Source organism: Nocardia sp. NPDC004340 (assembly GCF_053602575.1).
Map to the genome: position 1 here is coordinate 641,796 of NZ_JBSGDW010000004.1, position 19,442 is coordinate 661,237.

General features: G+C 66.7%; 18 protein-coding genes. 12 read left to right on the forward strand and 6 right to left on the reverse strand.

All coding sequences use genetic code 11. The annotated features are described in order from the left end of the window. Positions 1 to 106 precede the first annotated feature (106 nt). The gene (locus ACWEOI_RS19750) at positions 107 to 934 is read left to right on the forward strand and encodes an esterase/lipase family protein (protein WP_452360509.1); all 828 of its coding nucleotides are present in this window, start codon (positions 107 to 109) and stop codon (positions 932 to 934) included. A gap of 24 nt (positions 935 to 958) precedes the next feature. On the opposite strand, the gene ACWEOI_RS19755 is transcribed toward ACWEOI_RS19750, so the two are convergent. Beyond that, positions 959 to 1,522, reverse strand: coding sequence for a PadR family transcriptional regulator (locus ACWEOI_RS19755; protein ID WP_452360510.1), 564 nt, complete (start codon positions 1,520 to 1,522; stop codon positions 959 to 961). Positions 1,523 to 1,670: 148 nt separating this feature from the next. Here ACWEOI_RS19755 and ACWEOI_RS19760 point away from each other — a divergent pair, with 148 nt between their 5' ends. The 5 genes from ACWEOI_RS19760 (at position 1,671) to ACWEOI_RS19780 (ending at position 7,427) form a co-directional block, all read left to right on the forward strand. Beyond that, positions 1,671 to 2,540, forward strand: coding sequence for an SDR family NAD(P)-dependent oxidoreductase (locus ACWEOI_RS19760; RefSeq protein ID WP_452360511.1), 870 nt, complete (start codon positions 1,671 to 1,673; stop codon positions 2,538 to 2,540). Continuing rightward, entirely contained in the window at positions 2,537 to 3,124 is a 588-nt protein-coding gene (locus ACWEOI_RS19765) for a hypothetical protein (RefSeq protein WP_452360512.1), read from the forward strand. Before ACWEOI_RS19760 ends, ACWEOI_RS19765 begins: the two co-directional genes overlap by 4 nt. Positions 3,125 to 3,257: 133 nt before the next feature. Beyond that, a complete protein-coding gene (locus ACWEOI_RS19770) occupies positions 3,258 to 4,748 on the forward strand; it encodes a family 43 glycosylhydrolase (RefSeq protein ID WP_452360513.1) in 1,491 nt (496 codons plus the stop codon). Next, positions 4,745 to 5,980: a xylose isomerase gene (gene xylA / locus ACWEOI_RS19775; RefSeq protein WP_452360514.1), complete on the forward strand. Its 1,236-nt coding sequence runs from the start codon at positions 4,745 to 4,747 to the stop codon at positions 5,978 to 5,980. Before ACWEOI_RS19770 ends, xylA begins: the two co-directional genes overlap by 4 nt. A 4-nt stretch (positions 5,981 to 5,984) precedes the next feature. Continuing rightward, the gene (locus tag ACWEOI_RS19780) at positions 5,985 to 7,427 is read left to right on the forward strand and encodes an FGGY family carbohydrate kinase (RefSeq protein WP_452360515.1); all 1,443 of its coding nucleotides are present in this window, start codon (positions 5,985 to 5,987) and stop codon (positions 7,425 to 7,427) included. A 192-nt stretch (positions 7,428 to 7,619) separates the two neighbouring features. Here ACWEOI_RS19780 and ACWEOI_RS19785 read toward each other — a convergent pair whose 3' ends face one another. Continuing rightward, positions 7,620 to 8,369: a hypothetical protein gene (locus ACWEOI_RS19785; RefSeq protein WP_452360516.1), complete on the reverse strand. Its 750-nt coding sequence runs from the start codon at positions 8,367 to 8,369 to the stop codon at positions 7,620 to 7,622. A 25-nt stretch (positions 8,370 to 8,394) separates the two neighbouring features. Beyond that, a complete protein-coding gene (locus tag ACWEOI_RS19790) occupies positions 8,395 to 9,111 on the reverse strand; it encodes a hypothetical protein (RefSeq protein WP_452360517.1) in 717 nt (238 codons plus the stop codon). A 268-nt stretch (positions 9,112 to 9,379) separates the two neighbouring features. Here ACWEOI_RS19790 and ACWEOI_RS19795 point away from each other — a divergent pair, with 268 nt between their 5' ends. The 3 genes from ACWEOI_RS19795 (at position 9,380) to ACWEOI_RS19805 (ending at position 12,735) form a co-directional block, all read left to right on the forward strand. Further along, entirely contained in the window at positions 9,380 to 10,675 is a 1,296-nt protein-coding gene (locus ACWEOI_RS19795) for a family 1 glycosylhydrolase (RefSeq protein WP_452360518.1), read from the forward strand. Between the two features lie 41 nt (positions 10,676 to 10,716). Continuing rightward, positions 10,717 to 11,916 carry a lipase family protein gene (locus ACWEOI_RS19800; protein WP_452360519.1) on the forward strand — a complete coding sequence of 400 codons (1,200 nt, stop codon included), beginning with the start codon at positions 10,717 to 10,719 and terminating at the stop codon, positions 11,914 to 11,916. Between the two features lie 201 nt (positions 11,917 to 12,117). Then, positions 12,118 to 12,735, forward strand: a complete 618-nt coding sequence (locus ACWEOI_RS19805) for a TetR family transcriptional regulator (protein WP_452360520.1) — start codon at positions 12,118 to 12,120, stop codon at positions 12,733 to 12,735. On the opposite strand, the gene ACWEOI_RS19810 is transcribed toward ACWEOI_RS19805, so the two are convergent. Next, on the reverse strand, positions 12,736 to 13,962 hold the full coding sequence (locus tag ACWEOI_RS19810; protein WP_452360521.1) for a lipase family protein: 1,227 nt from the start codon (positions 13,960 to 13,962) through the stop codon (positions 12,736 to 12,738). A 238-nt stretch (positions 13,963 to 14,200) separates the two neighbouring features. Here ACWEOI_RS19810 and ACWEOI_RS19815 point away from each other — a divergent pair, with 238 nt between their 5' ends. Further along, positions 14,201 to 15,397 carry a glycoside hydrolase family 1 protein gene (locus ACWEOI_RS19815; RefSeq protein ID WP_452360522.1) on the forward strand — a complete coding sequence of 399 codons (1,197 nt, stop codon included), beginning with the start codon at positions 14,201 to 14,203 and terminating at the stop codon, positions 15,395 to 15,397. 8 nt (positions 15,398 to 15,405) lie between these two features. Beyond that, entirely contained in the window at positions 15,406 to 16,011 is a 606-nt protein-coding gene (locus ACWEOI_RS19820; protein ID WP_452360660.1) for a GDSL-type esterase/lipase family protein, read from the forward strand. 92 nt (positions 16,012 to 16,103) lie between these two features. On the opposite strand, the gene ACWEOI_RS19825 is transcribed toward ACWEOI_RS19820, so the two are convergent. After that, positions 16,104 to 17,543 (reverse strand): MFS transporter, encoded by a 1,440-nt coding sequence (locus tag ACWEOI_RS19825; RefSeq protein WP_452360523.1) that lies wholly within the window; start codon positions 17,541 to 17,543, stop codon positions 16,104 to 16,106. A 167-nt stretch (positions 17,544 to 17,710) separates the two neighbouring features. Further along, positions 17,711 to 18,916, reverse strand: coding sequence for an MFS transporter (locus ACWEOI_RS19830; RefSeq protein ID WP_452360524.1), 1,206 nt, complete (start codon positions 18,914 to 18,916; stop codon positions 17,711 to 17,713). Positions 18,917 to 19,279: 363 nt separating this feature from the next. Here ACWEOI_RS19830 and ACWEOI_RS19835 point away from each other — a divergent pair, with 363 nt between their 5' ends. Then, on the forward strand, positions 19,280 to 19,441 hold the full coding sequence (locus ACWEOI_RS19835; protein WP_452360525.1) for a hypothetical protein: 162 nt from the start codon (positions 19,280 to 19,282) through the stop codon (positions 19,439 to 19,441). The last annotated feature ends 1 nt before the right edge of the window (position 19,442 follow it).

Sequence of the window (19,442 nt, forward strand, 5' to 3'; positions counted from 1 at the left end):
GGTCAGATATATGTTTATGCACATAACAAGAGGTCCTGAACCCAGGATGGCACAATCATCTTGCTGCTGATACATATATGCGTTCATCCCTATCCAGGAGGAATTTGTGCGCACTCTCGCAGGCATCCTCGCCGCGTTCACGATCATGGGCTCGAGCACAGGGGCGGCCGATGCGGAACCCGCTGGCAGCACTCCGCTCGATACCCTCGAGGCCTGTCCCGCGACCGCCGTGGCCGACGCGCCCGTCCTTTTGGTTCACGGCACTCACGCCGATGTCGAAACCAGTCTCGGGCCGGTGCGGCGGGCATTGCTCGGCGACGGCCGCTGCGTGTACGGCCTCGACTACGATTCCGACGAGCCACTGCCGACCTCGGTGGACTACTTCACCGCCGCCGTCGAGCGAATCGTCACGCTCAATCACGTGCGTTCCATCGATGTGGTGGGCAAATCGCAGGGTGCCCTGATCGCCCGAGCCATCAGCCTGAAGTTCGCCGGATACGCCGCGAACCCGATCCGTACCGTCGTGGCGGTCAGCGGACCACAGCACGGGACGAGCGTCGCGGGAATCCGGCTGCCCTCCCTGCCCACGGGTTCCACTGTGCCGCGGGGACTTCCGTTCCTCTCCCCCGCGATGTTCGACATGGTGTCCGGTTCGCCATTCCTGACCGGACTCAACGACGGCCCACTGGTCGCACCGGGCGTCCGCTACGTCATGACCGCGACCGAATACGACCAGATCGTCACGCCGTACACCACCGCGTTCATCGACGCGCCCGAAGTCACCAATATCGTGGTCCAGGACGGCTGCCCGGAGGATCACACCGGGCACATGGCCGGCTCCACCGACCCCAGGACCGTCGATCTGGTCCTCCGGGCCCTCGATCCGGCACGCCATCCTTCCGTCCGCTGCATCGCCAATGACAACCGAAAGTAGTGCGACCGCCGCGCCGCGTGGTGGTCATTCCTCGGCGTGGCACTCGAAGTCGGCGAGAGTCACCTCGAGCCAGCCGATATAGGCGGCGGTCGAGGCCCGGCCCTGGTCATGGGCGGCGCGCAGAACCTGCCCGGCCCAGCGCGGATCGATGAGATCGATGGGAGCCAGGCTCTTCGTCAGCTCGTCGACCCGAGTCGGGGTGCGAACCTGATCGCGGCGATAGTCGAGTTCGGTGCGCAGGACCTCGATGGCAAGCTCGCGGCCGAGGGCTCCCGCCAGGAGGAAGCGCATCATGAAGTCGGGATCCATCGGCCGGGGCGCGGGCTCGTACGCGGAGTGAGCCCAGTCGAGCAGGGTCCGCGATCCGGCGCCGGTCAGCCGATAGACCTTGGCGTCCGGTTTGCCCTGACGGAGCTCGATATCGAATTCGACCAGCCCGCGCTCGACGAGTTTGCCCAACGTGCGATACACCTGGGGCAGCGTTACCCGGTACCCGACGAAGCGACCCGGCCCGTCCATCCACTTGCCCAGGTCGTAGCCGGACAATGGACGCAACGCCAAAAGGCCGAGGATCAGGGTGTCGAGCATGGGTTCACCCTAAATGCCGGCGTTCACGTTCCCCGCCCCATCCGGACGCCCACCATCCCCTCGACGTGATCGGCATTCGCCGCTAAGCTCACTGACTTAGCAGTCAGTCTGTCCGCCTTTGCGGCAACAAGCAGCGCATAGGAGTTTCATGTCCGAATCAGAGCCATTCGCAGGTCGTACTGCGGTAGTCACCGGCGCCGCAAGCGGAATCGGGGCGGCGCTCGCTTCCGAACTCGCCTCCCGCGGCATGGCGGTCGTCCTCGCCGACATCGATGAGGCCGGCGCCCAGCGCACCGCCGCCGAACTCCGTTCGCAGGGCGTGCGCGCCATCGGTGCAGGGGTCGACGTGTCCGATCCGGTGTCGGTGGCGGCGCTGGCGGAGGCCACCTACGCGGAGTTCGGGTCCGTGGAGCTGTTGTGCAACAACGCGGGAGTACTCCTGTTCGGCGCGGTCGCGGACTCCACGATCGGCGATTGGCGATGGCTGTCGTCGGTGAATGTGGAAGGCACGTTGAACTGTCTGCACGCCTTCCTTCCAGCGATGCGCCGCGCACAAGGGTGGCGGCACATCATGAACACGTCGTCCACGCACGCCTTCCTGCCAGATACGGGCCACACGGCCTTGTACAGCGCGACAAAACACGCCATTCTCGGTCTTTCCCTCGGACTCCGCGCCGAGCTGGCCGCCGATGGCATCGGCGTCACGACGCTCTGCCCAGGGCAGGCCGCTACCCGGATCATGGACTCCCAGCGCAGTCGGCCGGACTCCTTCGGCAAGCGCGCCGCCGAGCCCTTCGGAACCGGGGTCGTCCCGATGGCGATCGAGCCGCACGAGGTCGCTCGGGCCGCCGTCGCAGGCATCGCGCGCCAGGACGAGATCGTCTTCGCACTGCCCGGCCACAGCCAGGACCAATTCCGCTCCCAGGTCGAGCAGTTGTGGCGAATTGCCGACGATGCGCTGGCCAAGCACGCCGACCGGCTCCCCCGGACCGGAGAGTCGGCGGACGCGATCGGATGACCGGCAACCCGCCGGTGCGTCCCGCTCGTCGCCTCCGCGATCTGTTTGCCCGCCCGGTCGAACCGATCACCGTGAATATGAAAGAGAACAAGTTGATGTTTCCGAAAGCCAGCCGCATTCTCATCACCGCCGTGGCGGTTGTGACGACGCTCGGGGTCTCCGCCTGCAGCAAGGACGAGGCCGCGCCGGCCAAGGCCATGCCATCGAAATCCGCTGCGGCCCAGAGCAATAACCCGGCGCTGCCGGGCCCGACCGATCTGAACGTCCAGCTGCAGAAGCTCATCGATCCGAGCATCGCCAACGAGCAGAAGCTCGACCTGATTCAGGGCACTCAGGCCGATCCGGTCCTGCCGCAGCGCTTGGCCGATGCCTTCAAGCAGATGAACGTCACGATCATGGTCACCAAGGTGACCGATCTGGGCAATGGAACGCTGAACGCCGACGCCCAGGTGGCGATCAACGGCGGAGCGCCGAACCCGGTGGTGGTTCCGGTCGTGGCCGAAGACGGGAAATGGAAGGTCCAGAAAGAGTGGACCTGCACCACGCTGTCGCTGGTCAATCAGACTTCCCCGGCCTGCGGCTGATCGGACCGGCACGGGCAGCCGCCGAGGAGCGGGCGCGTTCTTCCAGCGCCCGGTCCGACGCGGCCTTTCGCAGTACCTCCCCCGTTGACAGGTGGTGAGGCAGAAATTGGATCATCGATCGTTGGAATGGGTCATGAGGGACGAGGTGTTCAACCCGTATCTCCCTAGCTGGGAATACATTCCGGACGCCGAGCCCCGGGTGTTCGGGGACCGGCTCTATGTGTACGGTTCGCACGACAGATTCGGCGGAACCGAGTACTGCCAGAATGATTACGTGGGATGGTCCGCACCACTGGCGAATCTGTCGCAATGGACATGCCACGGCGTGGTTTACCGCAAGACGCAGGATCCCGCCAATGAACGGGGACGACGTGCGCTGTGGGCGCCCGATGTCATACAGGGTGGCGATGGCCGCTACTACCTGTTCTATTGCCTGAGCAATCATCCTCGCGTGTCGATCGCGGTGAGTGATTGTCCCGCAGGGCCCTTCGAGTTCTTCACCCACCTGCGATCAGCCGACAGTGGCCTCCTCGGTGCGTCGAGGGGCGACGTCTTCCCGTTCGATCCCGCGGTCCTGGTCGACGACGATGGCAGAGTCTTCCTCTACATCGGTTTCGCACCTGTGGCGAGGAGACTACGACGTCCTGCCATGCTGCACGGCCTGCTTCAGGATGGCGCATATGTGTTCGAGCTGGAACCGGATATGCGCACCGTGAAGACAGGCCCTCGGCTCATCATCCCGAGAGCGGGGCATGGTGCGGGTTCGGGGTTCGAGGGCCACGAATTCTACGAAGCGGCATCGATCCGGAAGATCGACGACCGCTACTATTTCGTCTACTCGTCGATAAACGGTGACGAACTATGTTATGCCACCAGCGATTCCCCCGACGGCGGCTTCAGTTTCGAGGGCACGCTGGTCAGCAATGGCGACATCGGTTTCGAGGGCCGAACTCGCCGCGACGCGGTGAACTACACCGCGAACAACCACGGTGGCCTCGCGCAGATCGATGGGCGCTGGTATGTCTTCTATCATCGGCACACCAATCGGTGCCAGGTGAGCAGGCAGGGTTGCGCCGAGCTGATCGAGCGCGGATCCGACGGACGCTTCACGCAGGTGGAGATGTCCAGCGCAGGGCTGCACGGTGGTCCACTCCCCGGTTACGGGACCTATCGGTCACACATCGCCTGTGTCCTGCGGGGACGGGACGGCGCGAAGCCGACGCCGTTTCGCCGGAGTCGGTTCAGCGGCTGGTGGCGCGAGCCGTTCCTCACCCAGACGGGCGGCGATCGCGAAGGCGACGGCGATCAATTCATCGCCAATATGAGAGACGGCGCGGTTGCCGGCTTCAAGTACTTCGACATATCCGAGCCGACCACGCTGACGCTGGAAACTCGCGGATCGGGCCGAGGCATGGTCGAGGTCAGTGACTCACTCACCGGTCCTCCCATCGCGATTGTTCCGGTTGGCCCCGATGTGAGCTGCGCAGAGGCCCGCATCGGTGCGTTCAACCCCAGAATGGCTCTGTACTTCCGGTACCGGGGAAGGAATGCGGTCGACTTCCATTCCTTCACACTCACACCTGTGGGTCGGACCGCGATCGTTGATTCAGCGAGCGAGATGTGATCGTCCACCAGACCCGTTTCAGCGGCAACTCACATGAAGGGATCAATGCGATGCTCCGCCACCCCTCCCCGGAAGACAACTTCTCGTTCGGCCTGTGGACCGTGGGCTGGAACGGTGCCGACCCGTTCGGAGCCGCGACCCGTCCGACCCTCGCTCCGTGGGACTACGTCGACGGGCTGGCCCAGCTCGGCGCCTCGGCAATCAGCTTCCACGACAACGACATCTACCCATTCGGTGCCGATGAGGACGTGCAGCGGCGGCGGGTCAGCCGAGTGAAGGACGCGGCCGATCGTGCGGGCTTGCGAATCGAAATGGTCACCACCAACACTTTCACCCACCCGGTGTTCAAGGATGGTGGGCTGTGTGCCAATGACCGGGCGGTCCGTCGCTTCGCCTTGCGGAAGATCCTGAATGCGGTCGATCTGGCCGGAGAAGTCGATGCCGGCACCTTCGTCATGTGGGGCGGACGTGAGGGCAGTGAATACGACGGGTCCAAGGACGTCTACGCCGCGCTCGAACGGTACAAGGAAGGCATCGACACCGTCGCCGCGTACATCAAGGCGCAGGAGTATGACCTACGTATCGCGCTGGAGCCCAAGCCCAACGAACCGCGCGGAGACATTCTGCTGCCAACCGTCGGACATGCGCTCGCGCTGATCGCGGAGCTCGACCACGCCGAGATCGTGGGCGTCAATCCGGAGACCGGTCATGAGCAGATGGCGGGGCTCAACTACACCCACGCGATCGCGCAGGCGTTGTGGTCCGGCAAGTTGTTCCATATCGACCTCAATGGCCAGCGCGGCGCGAAATATGATCAGGACCTGGTCTTCGGCCACGGCGACCTGATGTCGGCATTCTTCACGGTGGACCTGCTCGAGAATGGTTTCCCGGGCTACCCGGACGGCCCTCGATACACCGGGGCCCGGCACTTCGACTACAAACCCTCGCGCACGGAACACCTGCCCGGCGTCTGGGAATCCGCGCGCGCGAACATGTCGACCTACTTGATGCTGGCCGACAAGGCCCGGGCATTCCGAGCCGACACGCGCGTACAGGAGGCCATGACCAGTGCGGGCGTCTTCGATCTCGCCCAGCCGACGCTGGGCGACGGCGAATCCGTCCTGGCGTTCGCGGCAGGGAATGATCCCTCTTTCAACCCCGATACAGCCGCCCTGCGCGACTATGGCTTCGTGCGCCTGCAGCAGCTCGCCGTCGAGCATTTGATCGGATGACGCGATGACATTGGTGGCCGGGGTCGATTCCTCGACCCAATCCTGCAAGATCGCCATCCACGACGCCGACAGCGGCAGGCTCGTCCGCTCCGGTTCCGCCTCGCATCCGACCGGAACCGAGATCGATCCCGAATACTGGTGGCAGGCACTGCGGTCGGCGATCCGCGACGCCGGCGGCCTCGACGATGTAGCCGCGATCTCGGTCGGCGGGCAACAGCACGGACTGATCTGCCTGGACGCCCGCGGCGCGGTCATCCGTCCGGCGCTGCTCTGGAACGACACCCGCTCCGCCGGAGCCGCACGCGACCTGGTTCACGAAATGGGCGGCGGCGATCACGCCACCGGTATTCGGCGCTGGACCGACGCGGTCGGGACCGCACCGGTGGCGTCGCTGACGATCACGAAACTGCGTTGGCTCGCGGACCACGAGCCCGCGGCGGCCGCCCGCATCGCCGCGATCGCGTTGCCGCACGATTGGCTCAGCTGGCGGTTGCGCGGTGCCCGGTCGCTCGACGACCTCGTCACCGATCGGAGCGAAGCGTCCGGAACCGGCTACTTCGATCCGGACTCGGGCGCCTACCGGTGCGACCTGCTGGCAATGGCTTTGCGGTGCAGCGAAGCTCACGCACGTGAGATCGTGTTGCCGAGGGTTTCCGACCCCGCGGCGCCAACGGGCACCTGCGACCCCGTCCTGGGCCGGCCGGAGATGGTGGTCGGTCCCGGGTGTGGCGATAACGCCGGCGCGGCGCTCGGCCTGGGGCTGCGTGCCGGCGAGGTGATGCTCTCGCTGGGCACCTCGGGCGTGATCGCCGCTCCCGCGGCCGCGCCGGTCCGCGACCCCGCCGGCACGGTAGCGGGCTTCGCCGACGCGACGGGCGGATTTCTTCCATTGGTCTGCACCCTCAATGCCACCAGGATCCTCGACACGACAGCCGCGATCCTCGGAGTCGATCTCGACGAGCTGTCGGCGCTCGCTCTCGCGGCTCCACCCGGCGCTGCGGGGTTGATTCAGGTGCCCTACCTGCAAGGCGAACGGACACCGAATCTTCCCGCCGCGACCGGCTGCCTGTACGGCATGACCGTCGAGTCGATGACCCGGGAGAACATCGCCCGGGCGGCGGTGGAGTCACTGTTGTGCCTGACCGCCGCTGCCGCCGAGCATGTTCGGCGCGGTTCCGTGCCGATCGATCGGATCACCCTGGTCGGTGGCGGCGCCCGTTCGGCAGCGGTGTGCGCGATAGCACCGGCGGTGTTCGGAGTTCCCGTCGATGTTCCGGCGATCGGCGAATACGTGGCCGCCGGTGCTGCCCGCCAAGCCGCCTGGGTGCTGTCGTCGGCTCCGCAGCCGCCCGCCTGGGCACCGGCCGAAGTCCGTACGTATATTGCGGATCCGTCCCCGGAGTTGCTCGCCCGCTATCAGGAAGCAGCCGCGCGATCACGCCTTTGAGGGCGATGCCGGCCGGTCGGATCGGCGCGCCGGCGATCAAATCCCGGTCAGCGCTGCTGATTTCGGTCTCGTTCAGCCCACCACCAGTGGGCCCAACTCACCGCTGGGGCAAGATGACGGCTTTCGACGAACGCCGGAAGGCACTCCGTACGGAGTGCCTTCCGGGCTCGACTGCGGGCTCAGGGCGAAGGTCTATTGGCCTCCGCCACTGGATGATCCGCTCGAACTGCCGGACCCCATCTGCGGCATGCGCAGCACGGCATCAGGCACGCCGGTACCGTTCGGATCCATGATCCCGCCCTGATTGGCATAGGGACTGTGCCCAGGTTCCGCCTGCAGAGTCGTGATGTATTTCCACACGCCATCGGCCACGGCCGCGCCACCGGCGACGAGTGTTCCGAGCACGCCGCCCGCGCCCGCGAAGGCACCGATGGCGGCCGGCGCGGTCGCCAGGCACGCGGGCCCGACCACGAGGCAGGAGCCCAGGCCGATGACGGCTCCGACCAGCGCGCCGAGCACCGCGCCCGCGATGGCGCCCAGCGGCACCTTCGACAGGTTGGCCGAGAGATCGTTGAGCGCGAGCTGCTCCTCCATCGGGGAGGCGACAGACTGCAGTCCGGTGTCAGGGGTGAGGGCCAGGGCACGCCCGCCCGCCATCACCTGATACCGGATCGAATGCTGCTGTCCGTCCAGTAGGTACGCCGTCGGCAGGGTCAGCACGGGCTGGCTGTCGGCGGTGCGGATCTCGATGGCCCGCCCGTCGGAAGTCGCGGTGAACAGCGCCTGGTCGAGCACTGCCACGACGGAGTCGCCGACGATTGTCGCGGCGAATGCGGGTCCGGCCGCCGGAGCCGGCGCGGGCTCGGCGTTCGCCGTGGAGGCGACCGCGGTCACCGCGCACACCGTGAGGGACGCGGCGGAAAGCGTTGCGCGAAGGTTCATATCGACAGTCCTTGTAGTTCCCTCATCAGTTCGCGGCCGCGGGTTCGGCCGGGATCCCCGGCTTGCCCTGCAGGTTCGGGGCGTAGATGCTCTGCCCCGGCGCCGCATTGAGGGTCGTCACGTACTGATAGAGGGCATAGGCGGTCGTGGGTCCACCGCCGATGACCAGTCCGGCCAGCCCGCCGACCCCGGCGACGAGACTCATGATCGGTAGCACCGCGACGACACAGCCCAGGCTCAGCACCACACACGACGCGCCCGCGAGCGCGAACCCGACGCCGGTGCCCAGCACCACGCCGATGGCGGTGCCGACGAGGCTGCCCACCGAAGTCCCGATGCTGACGGCATTGATGAGATCGTTCATGGCCAGCTGGTTTTCCAGCGGCGACGCAACGGGTTTGAGAGCGTTGCGGTCGACGTTGGCCAGTTCGGGGGTCAGCCGCAGAGTCCGGCCATCCTCGGAGATCTGCTGGCGCAACGGCAACCGCTGGTCGTTCAGGGAGTAGGCGAGCGGAAGCGCGTCCAGGACCGCACCGGCGGAATCGAGGATGGGCACCGTGTCTGCCTGCGGGGCGGCGAACGTGCCGTGGTCGAGGGTAACCACCACGGTCCCCTCCGAAAGCGTTGCTTGGTAGCTGACTCCTGCGGCGGCCGGTTCGGGAGCGGCGTTCGCGGTTGCGCCGGTGACGGCCACTCCGGCCACGGCACAGGCCGCGATCAGACCCGCGCGACGACTTTTCATGAAATACCTCAACTTGTGGTGATGCGCTGTCGTTCGAGCGACAGCGATGGGACCCGCACGATCGCGGGCGTCGCGGGCGGGGATCGATGCGATGGGCAACACGATTGCCTGGCACCGATCGGGGCGCCCGTGCCGCAGGAGCTTACCGACTGAGCAGTCAGTTGGCTACGAATCCGCCGAAATTCCCACCCTGGCCGACTGAACAATCAGTCGGCTACGATCCCGGCAGCCGCCCGCCGTGAGCGGGCCGACGACGAAAGAGGACAACATGCGTCGCAAGATCGGAATCGCCACGGTCGCCATGGGGCTCACCTTGCTGTCGATCACCTCCGCGGCGGCCGCGCCCGGAGCCGAAAACCACGACGGGTCGCTGCCGACCGGATTCCTGTGGGGCGTCGCGGGTTCCGGCTTCCAGTCCGAGGGCTACTCGCCCGACAGCAACTGGTCGCGCTACGCCGCGTCGGGCAGGACTCGCGATCCGGTCGGGACCTCGGTCGACTTCCTGCACCGCCATCGCGAGGACATCGAACGCGCCCGCGACCTCGGGGCGGGCGTCTTCCGGTTCGGCGTGGAGTGGGCGCGGTTGCAACCCGCACCGGGACAATACGATCCGGCGGCGTGGGCGTTCTACGACGACGTCGTGGCCACGGTCCGCGCCGCGGGCATGCGACCGATGATCACCCTGGACCACTGGGTCTATCCCGGTTGGGAATTCGATCGTGGTGGCTGGCGGCACGAGGACATGCTGACCGACTGGATGGCCAACGCCCGCCAGGTCGTCGACCGCTACGCCCACTTCGATCCGATCTGGATCACCTTCAACGAACCCTCGGCGTACGCGTTCCAGGAGTTGCAGGTCGGCGGACTCGGCCCGGCCGACATGGCCGGTGCGCTGGGGCAGTGGGTCCGAGCCCACAATGCCGTGTACGACTACATCCACTCGGTGCAGCCCGGCGCACAAGTTTCGTCCAATGTCGCGTACTTCCCCATCGGTGAAGCCGCCATCGACACGACATTCCTCGACCACGTCGCCGGCAAACTCGATTTCATCGGGCTCGATTACTACAACTCCATGGCGCCCAACGATCTCAGCTTCGCCAACACCTTCAATGAACCCTGGAAGGCGAACCCCGCGCCCGACGGCATCTACTACGCCTTGCGGCATTACGCCGAGCGCTACCCCGGCCGGCCGCTGTATGTCGTCGAGAACGGAATGCCCACCGACAACGGTGCGCCGCGACCGGATTACGACCGGTCCGACCACTTGAACGACGTCGTCTACTGGCTGCAGCGCGCGGTGCGCGACGGCATGAACGTCATCGGCTACAACTACTGGAGCCTCACCGACAACTACGAATGGGGCAGCTACGCACCACGTTTCGGCCTGTACACCGTCGACGTGCGCAACGATCCCAGCCTCACGCGGGTACCCACCAGCGCGATCGACACCTATCGGTCGATCATCGCCAACGACGGCGTCGCCACCGACTACCGGCCGGTGTACCCACTGACGTGGTGCTCGATGGTCGACGACCTCACCAGCTGCCTCCGCCCGATCCGATGATCGGGCCGTCGATCGCCCCACCACACAACCGAGGACCATCCATGATCATTCGTTTCGCGGCGGCGGCCGCCTGTGCGGTCACCCTCTGTGCGAGCGCACCCGCGTACGCCGAGGAGCTTCCGGGTGCGGGTTCCACAGTGCCGGACGCAGATCCGTTCTACGCGGCACCTCCGGACCTCGCCTCGTACCGCAACGGGCAACTCATCTCCCACCGCGAAGCCACCGTCGAGCTCGGCACGCCGGTCCGCGCCTGGCAATTGTCCTTCCGCACCAACGACTCCCACGATCGAGCCGAACTCGGCGTGACAACCGTTCTGGTCCCGACCGCGCCGTGGACCGGTGAGGGGGCGCGGCCGGTGGTCTCCGAACAGCTACCCGAGGACGCCACCGGCACCCGTTGCGCACCGTCGTACACGATCGTGAATCGAACCGTGGAATCGGCGGATCCGGTGCGGCAGATGCTCGCCAAGGGCTGGATCGTGGCGGTGCCCGACCACGAAGGGCCGAAGTCGGGCTTCTTGACCGGGCCGCGGACGGCGCACGCGATACTCGACGGAATCCGCGCCGCCGGCCGGTTCGAGCCCGCCGGCATCGGACCGGACGCGGTCTGGGCTCTCGACGGCTACTCCGGCGGCGCGGCCGCGACCGCGTGGGCCGCCCAGGTACAGCCGTCCTACGCACCGGAACTGTCCTTCGCCGGCGCCGCGATCGGCGGGGTCCCTACCGACTTGACCTCGTTGACCACCTATTTCGACGGAAGCGTCTTCTCCGGCTACAACTTCGGAATCCTTGTCGCATTCGACCGTGAATACCCCGAGGCCCGCCTCCGCGAACTGTTGAACGCCCCCGGCCGTGCCGCACTCACCGCGGCCGGCAACGCCTGCGTCAACGACTTGCTGGTCAACTTCGCGCTGCGGCGGCTGCGCGATCACAGCCAGGACATCGACCTGCTGCACGCTCCGCGGTTCGCGCAACTGCTGCGGGAGAACTCACCGGGCGCGACAGCACCGACGATGCCGATCTTCAACTATCACGCCACCACCGACGAGATCGTCCCCGTCCGCCAAGCGGATCAGCTCGTCGCGGCGTGGCGAGCCGGCGGCGCCGATGTCGTCGTAGTCCGCGACCCCATCGACGAGCACGGCATGGAGGCGTTGCACCGGGCCTCCGACGCCCAAGCGTTCCTGCTCGACCGGATCCGCACCCGCACGACAGCAGGCCGGAGCACAACCGGCAACTAGATGCCACGGGCCGCCCTGACCCAGGTTCGCGGGCCTCGTCCCCCCGAAGGGCTTGCTGTGCAAGCTCTCTCCGCCGAAGCCCGCGTTCCGGTCCGGATGATCTTGGTCGCCACCCCCGACGCCGGGCAGTATGACTGGACAGTAGGCTTGCTACAAGGAGCGGTTCAACGCAACAGGTTCAGCGGGTGAAAGGTCGAACACATGGCTCGAACACGCGACGCCGAGCAGTCCGGCGCGGCACGCCGCGGCCAGATCCTCGCGGCAGCGATGACACTGTTCGCCGAGAACGGTTATCGCGGTACGTCACTGGCGGCGGTCGCCGCTGCTGCGGGCATCACCCGGTCCGGGGTGCTGCATCATTTCTCCAGCAAGGAAGCGCTGCTGTCGGCCGTGCTGGCCGAACGCGATCAGCAGGCGTTCGATGCCGTGGAAGTCGACCGAGAATACGAAGGCCCGGCGGTGTTCCGCGCCCTCGACATAGTGGACGATCTGGCCGAGCGGAACCGGGCCGATCCCGAACTCACGCGCATGAGCCATCTGGCGCTCTTCGGCTCCGCCGACGCCCCGGATGTGGCGCACGAGTGGTCGAACGAGCGCATCCGTACCTACCGCGACAACCTCGCCGGCGTGATCGAGCAGAGCGCCGCCGCCGGTGAGATTCGCGACGACGTGGATGCCGAAGCCGCCGCGCTGCTCATGGTGGGCGCCCTCACCGGTCTGACCGAACTCTGGCTACGTGACGACTCGCTGGATATGGTCGCGGCGGTCCGGATGCTGACCGATCTCCTGCGTCGGGATCTGGCGCCGAAACAGGACTGACTACTTACCGTCCCGGCCCACCGGCCGATTCAGGTCGGCATCGCTCACCGGTCCCCCACCGGTGAGCCGTTCCCGGAGGAACTGCTGCGCTGTGGCCTGCCGCTGTCCCGCCTCCGCGGCGTGTTCGCCGTTCGCGTCGCGGATCGTGACGACGGTGGCGCCCCCGCGGCGCCAGGACGCGACCAGATCGTCGGCCTGCGCGACCGGCACCACTTCGTCGGAGTCGGATTGATAGTTGAGGATCGGCATCGTCGGCGCCATACCGCCGCCGAGCGAATTCCGTTGCAGCAGTTCCGTCAGCCGGGGGTCGTCGCGGTACCCGGCGGCGGTGGCCGCGGCCAGCCGCCAGAACGGGAAGCGAATCAGCAGTTCGATCACACACGCATCGGCGGCCGCGGCCGTGTCCGCTCGGCCCCGTTCGTTGAGCAGCTCGTCTATACGGGCCTCGGGGAATTCGCGCTGATAGGACACCAGCACCCCGACGAGGAACCCGGAGAACACTCCACCGTCGACATTGTTCATGACCGCGGGCAGACTCGCGGGCACCCCGCCCAGGGCGGCCCCCGCGAACGTGAGTTCAGGCGCGTAGACGGGCTGTAGCTCCGCGGCCCAGCCGGTAGCCGCGGCCCCGCCAGAGTAGCCGTCCAGCGCCCACCGGGTATCCGCGCCGAGCCCGGCTGGAACGAAGTCCCGAGCTGCCCGCACCCCATCCAAAATGGCGTGACCAGATTGCGGCCCGGTGAGGAAAGCGGACTTCGGACCTTCGAAATCAGGCACCGCCACCGCCCAGCCCTCGGACAGCATCGCGGCGATCTGGTCACCGGATTGCAGTGTGCCCGTCGCGATTCCATACGATGGCGCGCACCGCGTGCCAGTGGAATCCTCCGGAATCTGCTCGGATACAGCCGGCCGGGAGCCGGGACCCGTCCACGGGGCGGTCGGCACCAGCAGTGTGGTCACGCCCAGCTCCGGGTTTCCCTGCGAATCGTTGGTTCGATACGACACCTGCCAGGCTCGCACCGCGACCGGCAGCTTCGCGCTGACTTCCCGCCCGGCCACAACCTGACCGTCCGTCAGCGTGCCGATCTCGGGAGGCGAGGCATAGAACGGGTCGCGATCGGGCACGACGGAGACGGTGACGACCGGGGGCTCCTCCGCCGAAGCCGGCACCGCGACAGCCGCCGCGGCCATAGCCAATACGGCGGCCGCCGCATGACGAGAAATCATGAAATGCACTCTCTGGGTTGATGAGCGGATCGTCCTGGGACCTCCCCCAGCCCGCCGCCGTCCTGTCCATCGCCGGACCGCTGACGCGGCTCCAGGCGACCGGATTGATCGCCGCCGAGCATACCGACTGAATAGTCAGTCTGCTATACACTGCGGACCGAAACATCGGCACATTCCGTGCAGAAAGGACTCCGGCAATGCATCGACGCTATGAGGTACCGGGCGAATGATTCCGAAAATGCCCGTCGACTTCTTGTGGGGCGCGGCCACCTCACCGCATCAAACCGAGGGAAACAACATCGCCAGCGATTGGTGGGCGCTCGAGAACTCCGAACACCCGGTCGTTCCCGAGCGCAGTGGCGACGCCGTCGACAGTTTCCACCGTTACCCCGAGGACATGGCGCTACTCGCGGGCGCGGGCCTGAACGCCTATCGCTTCGGAGTCGAGTGGGCCCGCATCGAGCCCGAACGCGGGCAGGTCTCACAGGCGGCGCTCGCTCACTATCGCCGCATGATCGACACCGCACTGGACTTCGGCCTCACTCCGGTCGTCACGCTGCACCACTTCACCGGGCCACGCTGGTTCGCCGGCCTGGGCGGCTGGACCAACATGCATGCCGTAGGTCATTTCGCGCGGTTCGTGAACACCGTCATTCCGATCCTGGGCGACGTGCCCTGGCTGTGCACGATCAACGAGCCGAACATGGTCGCGACCATGGCGGGCGTACAACGAGAGGTTCCGGATCAGGAGGCTGTGCGGGCCTTCACTTCCGGCACCCTGCCCGACCCCGATCCGGAGGCCGCCCGCGTCCTGATCGAGGCCCATCACATCGCCACGGAGATCCTGAAGATCGAGACCGATGCCGCGGTCGGGTGGAGCATCGCACAGCAGGCCTTCGTGGCGGCCCCCGGCTGCGAGGACCAATGGGCCGAGGCGAATCGGATCTGGGAAGACCCCTATCTGGAGGCCGCGCGCGACGACGACTTCGTCGGCACCCAGGCCTATACCAGCCGGATGGTGGGAACGGATGGTCCGATCCCGGCCGGCGAGGACCCGGGCAACACCCTCACCGGCTGGGCTTACCGCCCCGACGCGCTGGGGATCGCCATCCGGCACGCCTGGCAGGTCACCCGCGGAACTCCGATCCTGGTCACCGAGAACGGCATCGCCACAGCCGATGACACCCGGCGGATCGCCTACACCACCGAGGCGCTCGATCACCTCGGGCGGGCCATGGCGGACGGCATCGATGTCCGCGGATACCTGCATTGGTCCGCGCTCGACAATTACGAATGGGGCCACTGGCGGCCGACATTCGGGCTGATCGGGGTGGATCGCACGACCTTCGCCCGCACACCCAAGCCCAGTCTGGCCTGGCTCGGCTCGGTGGCCCACGCCAATACCCTGCCCATCTCGAAACACCGGGAGAACTGACCGTGTTGATGATCTACCGGCTCGGCCGCCGCTACATGCTCCGGACCTCGATAGCCATGCGCGCCTCCCAATTCGCGGAACTGCCCGCACCGACCGGACGGGTGGTGTTCTTCGGCGACAGCATCACCGAGGGCGGTCTGTGGGACGAGTGGTTCCCGGAGGTTGCTCCGGTCAATCGCGGGATCGGCGGAAACACCGTCGACGACCTGCGCGCCCGCATCGACACCGCGATCAACGCGCCCTCGGCGATCTTCCTGCTCATCGGCACCAACGATCTCGGACTCGGACAATCACCCGCACAGGTCGCCGAGAACCTGCGCAGGCTGGTGGAGGAGATTCGCGACCGGGCGCCCCACGTGCCCCTGTACATACAGAGCGTCATGCCACGAAAGGCGAAGTTCGCGGCCCGGATTCGCGAATTGAATGCCGCCGCTTGGCAGACCGCCGCGCTCGCGGACGCGACGTACATCGACCTGTGGCCCACCCTCGCCGACTCGAACGGTGCGCTTCGGCCGGAATTCACCCGCGACGGGCTGCATTTGTCGGGTGCGGGCTACGCCGCCTGGATCGAGGTGCTGAAGCCCCACCTCGCCGCGCTGGGCGTCAAGCGTTGAACCGCTCCTGACGAACAACGACTGGCCGGAACGGAATCCGTTCCGGCCAGTCGATATTCTGGGAGAGGTCAACGCGCATGACCAGGGGGCAGCTAATCGGGCACGATCGACTCGAGGCTCGCCTGCTCGACGGTGCGAGGCACCAGCAATGCGAAGAGCAGCCCGACGGCGGCGATCGCCGCCGCGATCAGGAATCCGATCTGCAGACCCCGCTCGGTATAGACGATCGCTCCGTTGAGCATCCGCGCGATGTACGGAGGCAACTCGGCGACATATCCCCCGTTCATGACGCTGAACGCGACGATCGGCCCGATCGCCGGAATCACGGTCTGGGACAAGCTGACCAGCGCCGCGGCCGATCCCTGGACGCCGGGCGGCACCGCGGAGATCAGCAGATTGGGTGTCGCCGCGTAGGCCAAGCCGGTTCCGAGCCCGACCAAACCGGCGAACAGCAGTACCAGCTCGCTGCTGTCGTGCGAGTAGGCGGTAAGCGCCGCACCCAGCCCGGTCGACAGCATGCCCAGCGCGAGCAACCACCCGGGCCGCAGCAGACGACGACCGACCAGGACACCGACCGCGATACCGCCGACCACACTGAGCACCCCGATCGGTACCAGATACTCGGCGACGCCCTTCGGGGTCACGCCGAACCCGTAGCCGAGCCCCAGCATCGCCGGGGTCCGGATCAGCATCGGCAACACGATCGTGTACAAACCGGTTGCGGCATAGACACATCCAGCCGCGAGCGCCGTACACAGCACCGCGCGGCGACGCCACAGCCGAATATCGAGCAAGGCGTCCCTGGTCTTGGCCGCCGTGGCGAACCAACCGACCAACAGCGCGAGGCCGACACCGAAGCACGCCAGGGTGGCCGGCGTGGCCCAACCCCACGCCGGCCCCTGCGACGCCCCGATGAGCACGATGGCCAAGCCGCTGCCCACCAGGACCGCACCGCGCACGCCCACCCGAGCCGACAGCCGCACAGGCGATTCCCGGACCGCCAGCGCCACCGCCACCGCCGACCCGGCCGCGGCGACACACAGGAATCCGAAAACGGCCCGGTAGCCGTGATCGTCGAGAAGTCGCTCGGTCAGATAGGGCGCGGGAATCGCCGCCAGCCCGACCGCCGAGGTCACGATCGATACCCCGAGCGCAATAGACCTGGACGGGAAGATATCCCGGACCAGCGAGTAGCTCAGGAACCAGCACGGCACCAGCAGACCCAACAGCCAACACCCCGCCAGGAGCGTGCCGAAATTCGGCGCGACCGCGGACAGCAGCGCACCCGCGGCGGAGAGTGTGAGACAGCCCAAGAGGATCCGCCGTTTGCCGTACAGATCGGCCAGCTTCCCGGCCAGTGGCGCCGTGGCCACCCCGGCCAGGAGAAACGACGTCATGACCCACGCGGCTTTCGTGGTGTGGAAATGCGCCGAGATCGCGGGCTCGGTCATCGGCACCAAGGGATAGCTGAGGCCCATGGTTTCGACAACGGCGACGAGCGCGGCCAGCGAACCGACCAAGCGCCGGCTCATGCCGGATTCCGGCGGGCCCGGTGGTCCGACCAGCTCGGCCGGTTCAGTGGAATCGAAGGACGCGCAGGAAGACACGGCCGGTCCTTTCGGGGTTGAGATGGTTGTGGTGAAGCCGTTGCCCTGAAAGGGTTTTCGGGTGTCCGAGGAGAGGGATTCCGCGTGTCGCATCAACGAACGCTCTTGATCGGCAGTACCGCGAGCGCGCCGAGGGACGAGACCACGGCGGCGGTCAGATAGACCGCACCGTAACTGCCCGAGAGGTGCACGACACCGGCGGCGATGGCCGGGGCGAGGACGCTCGGCAAGGTGGTGGCGATATTGAGAATGCCGAGGTCCTTGGCGAAATCATCCTTGGCGGGCAAGACCTCGGAGACCAGCGCGATATCGACCGCGGTGAAGATGCCGAAGCCGATGGTCGTCACCGCGCCGGCGGCGAACAGTCCGGCCATCGTCGGGAGCATCAGCGGGATCAGCGTCGAGGCCGCGACGATCAGACCGCCCACCAGCACCAGGGGCTTGCGGCGGCCGATGCGATCGGAATACGGCCCCGCCACCGAGATCGCTACCAGGAATCCGGGGAGCCCGACCACACCGATCAGCGGCACGACCTTGGCAGCCTCGTCGGTACTGAGCCCGATATAGCCCTGGGCCAAATAGAGCTGATAGGTCAGCACCATGAAGTAGCCGCCGAAGATGAACAGACGCCCGAGAAACGCCCAGCCGAAGTCCGGGTGCTGACGGGGATCGACCCACAACGCGGTGAGGAAGTCCCGCACCGAGAATCCGTGCCTCGGGACGCCACGATTGTCCGCCTCAGGATTCACCGCGAGAAAGACCACGACGATCAAGATGATCAACCCGGTCGCGGTGTAGTAACCCAGCGGAATGCGATCGGCGAACAGCGAGGCGACGACCGGTCCGAGAATCGCCGAGGCGATCGACCCGAGGCCCGACAGCGTCGAGTACCGGCCGCGCAGCGGTACCGGAATCCGGTCGGGAAGGATCGCGGAGAGCGGGCCCGCCAGGGCATTGAAACCGAACTGGATGGTCATCGCGGCCACCATCAGGAGCGCGATGGTGGTCGACTGTCCCGCTGTGATCAGGCCGATCGAGCCGATCAGCGCGCCGAGCAGAATCCACGGGGAGCGGGCGCCCACCCTCGTGCGGGTTCGATCGGACAGCACACCGATCAGCGGCTGGGCGACCATCGCGGCCACTCCCCCGGCCGCCTGCACCAGGGCCAGATTGGTGACCTTGGCATCGGCATCGGCATCGATCGCTTGAACCTGCAGTGCCAGAAAGTATCCCGAGAATGCGAAACCCAATCCCCAACTCGCGCTGGCGAACGGGACCGACGCCAGCAAGCGTTTCACGGAGGAATCGGTGCGAACATCCTGTGGCGGCACAGTCATCGTGGAAGAAAGTTCCTTGTCCATGTCGATTCCCGACTAATCGCCGACCGCACACGGCGGGTCGGTCCGCAGGATCCCGACAACGGCCGCCCGTGCCACCTCCAACGGCCCTATCGCCGGCGGAAACACCCGCGCGCCGAGCTCCGCACCGATTTCTCCTGCCCCGGTGACGACGGCAGTCCGGCCATCGACAAGGTCTGATTCGGGCATTCGGGTCCTTCCTTGATGCGCGCGCTCCCCTTGCCGAAAGCGGGCAGACTGACTCATAAGTCGGTCAGCTTAGCGTGTTACCCCGCTCACGTCGAGAGCGTCTCGGCTCGGTCTGTGAGCAGGCCCATCGCGACCGGAATTCAGCTGAGCCGGGCGTTCTGGCTGTCGCCAGCCTTCAGCGTGGTGATGGTCGTGCTGGTGATGACCCTCGGCCGCTGGCCATCGCTTCCGAACATGGTGACCGCGCGACGGGCCGAATTTCACCCTCCTGCCTAGT

Coding starts and splice junctions, on each gene's coding strand:
- ACWEOI_RS19755 (WP_452360510.1), bottom strand. CDS start 1,522: ATGCTCGACACCCTGATCCTCGGCCTTTTGGCGTTGCGTCCATTGTCC.
- ACWEOI_RS19760 (WP_452360511.1), top strand. CDS start 1,671: ATGTCCGAATCAGAGCCATTCGCAGGTCGTACTGCGGTAGTCACCGGC.
- ACWEOI_RS19765 (WP_452360512.1), top strand. CDS start 2,537: ATGACCGGCAACCCGCCGGTGCGTCCCGCTCGTCGCCTCCGCGATCTG.
- ACWEOI_RS19770 (WP_452360513.1), top strand. CDS start 3,258: ATGAGGGACGAGGTGTTCAACCCGTATCTCCCTAGCTGGGAATACATT.
- ACWEOI_RS19780 (WP_452360515.1), top strand. CDS start 5,985: ATGACATTGGTGGCCGGGGTCGATTCCTCGACCCAATCCTGCAAGATC.
- ACWEOI_RS19785 (WP_452360516.1), bottom strand. CDS start 8,369: ATGAACCTTCGCGCAACGCTTTCCGCCGCGTCCCTCACGGTGTGCGCG.
- ACWEOI_RS19790 (WP_452360517.1), bottom strand. CDS start 9,111: ATGAAAAGTCGTCGCGCGGGTCTGATCGCGGCCTGTGCCGTGGCCGGA.
- ACWEOI_RS19795 (WP_452360518.1), top strand. CDS start 9,380: ATGCGTCGCAAGATCGGAATCGCCACGGTCGCCATGGGGCTCACCTTG.
- ACWEOI_RS19800 (WP_452360519.1), top strand. CDS start 10,717: ATGATCATTCGTTTCGCGGCGGCGGCCGCCTGTGCGGTCACCCTCTGT.
- ACWEOI_RS19805 (WP_452360520.1), top strand. CDS start 12,118: ATGGCTCGAACACGCGACGCCGAGCAGTCCGGCGCGGCACGCCGCGGC.
- ACWEOI_RS19810 (WP_452360521.1), bottom strand. CDS start 13,962: ATGATTTCTCGTCATGCGGCGGCCGCCGTATTGGCTATGGCCGCGGCG.
- ACWEOI_RS19815 (WP_452360522.1), top strand. CDS start 14,201: ATGCCCGTCGACTTCTTGTGGGGCGCGGCCACCTCACCGCATCAAACC.
- ACWEOI_RS19820 (WP_452360660.1), top strand. CDS start 15,406: ATGATCTACCGGCTCGGCCGCCGCTACATGCTCCGGACCTCGATAGCC.
- ACWEOI_RS19825 (WP_452360523.1), bottom strand. CDS start 17,543: ATGAGCCGGCGCTTGGTCGGTTCGCTGGCCGCGCTCGTCGCCGTTGTC.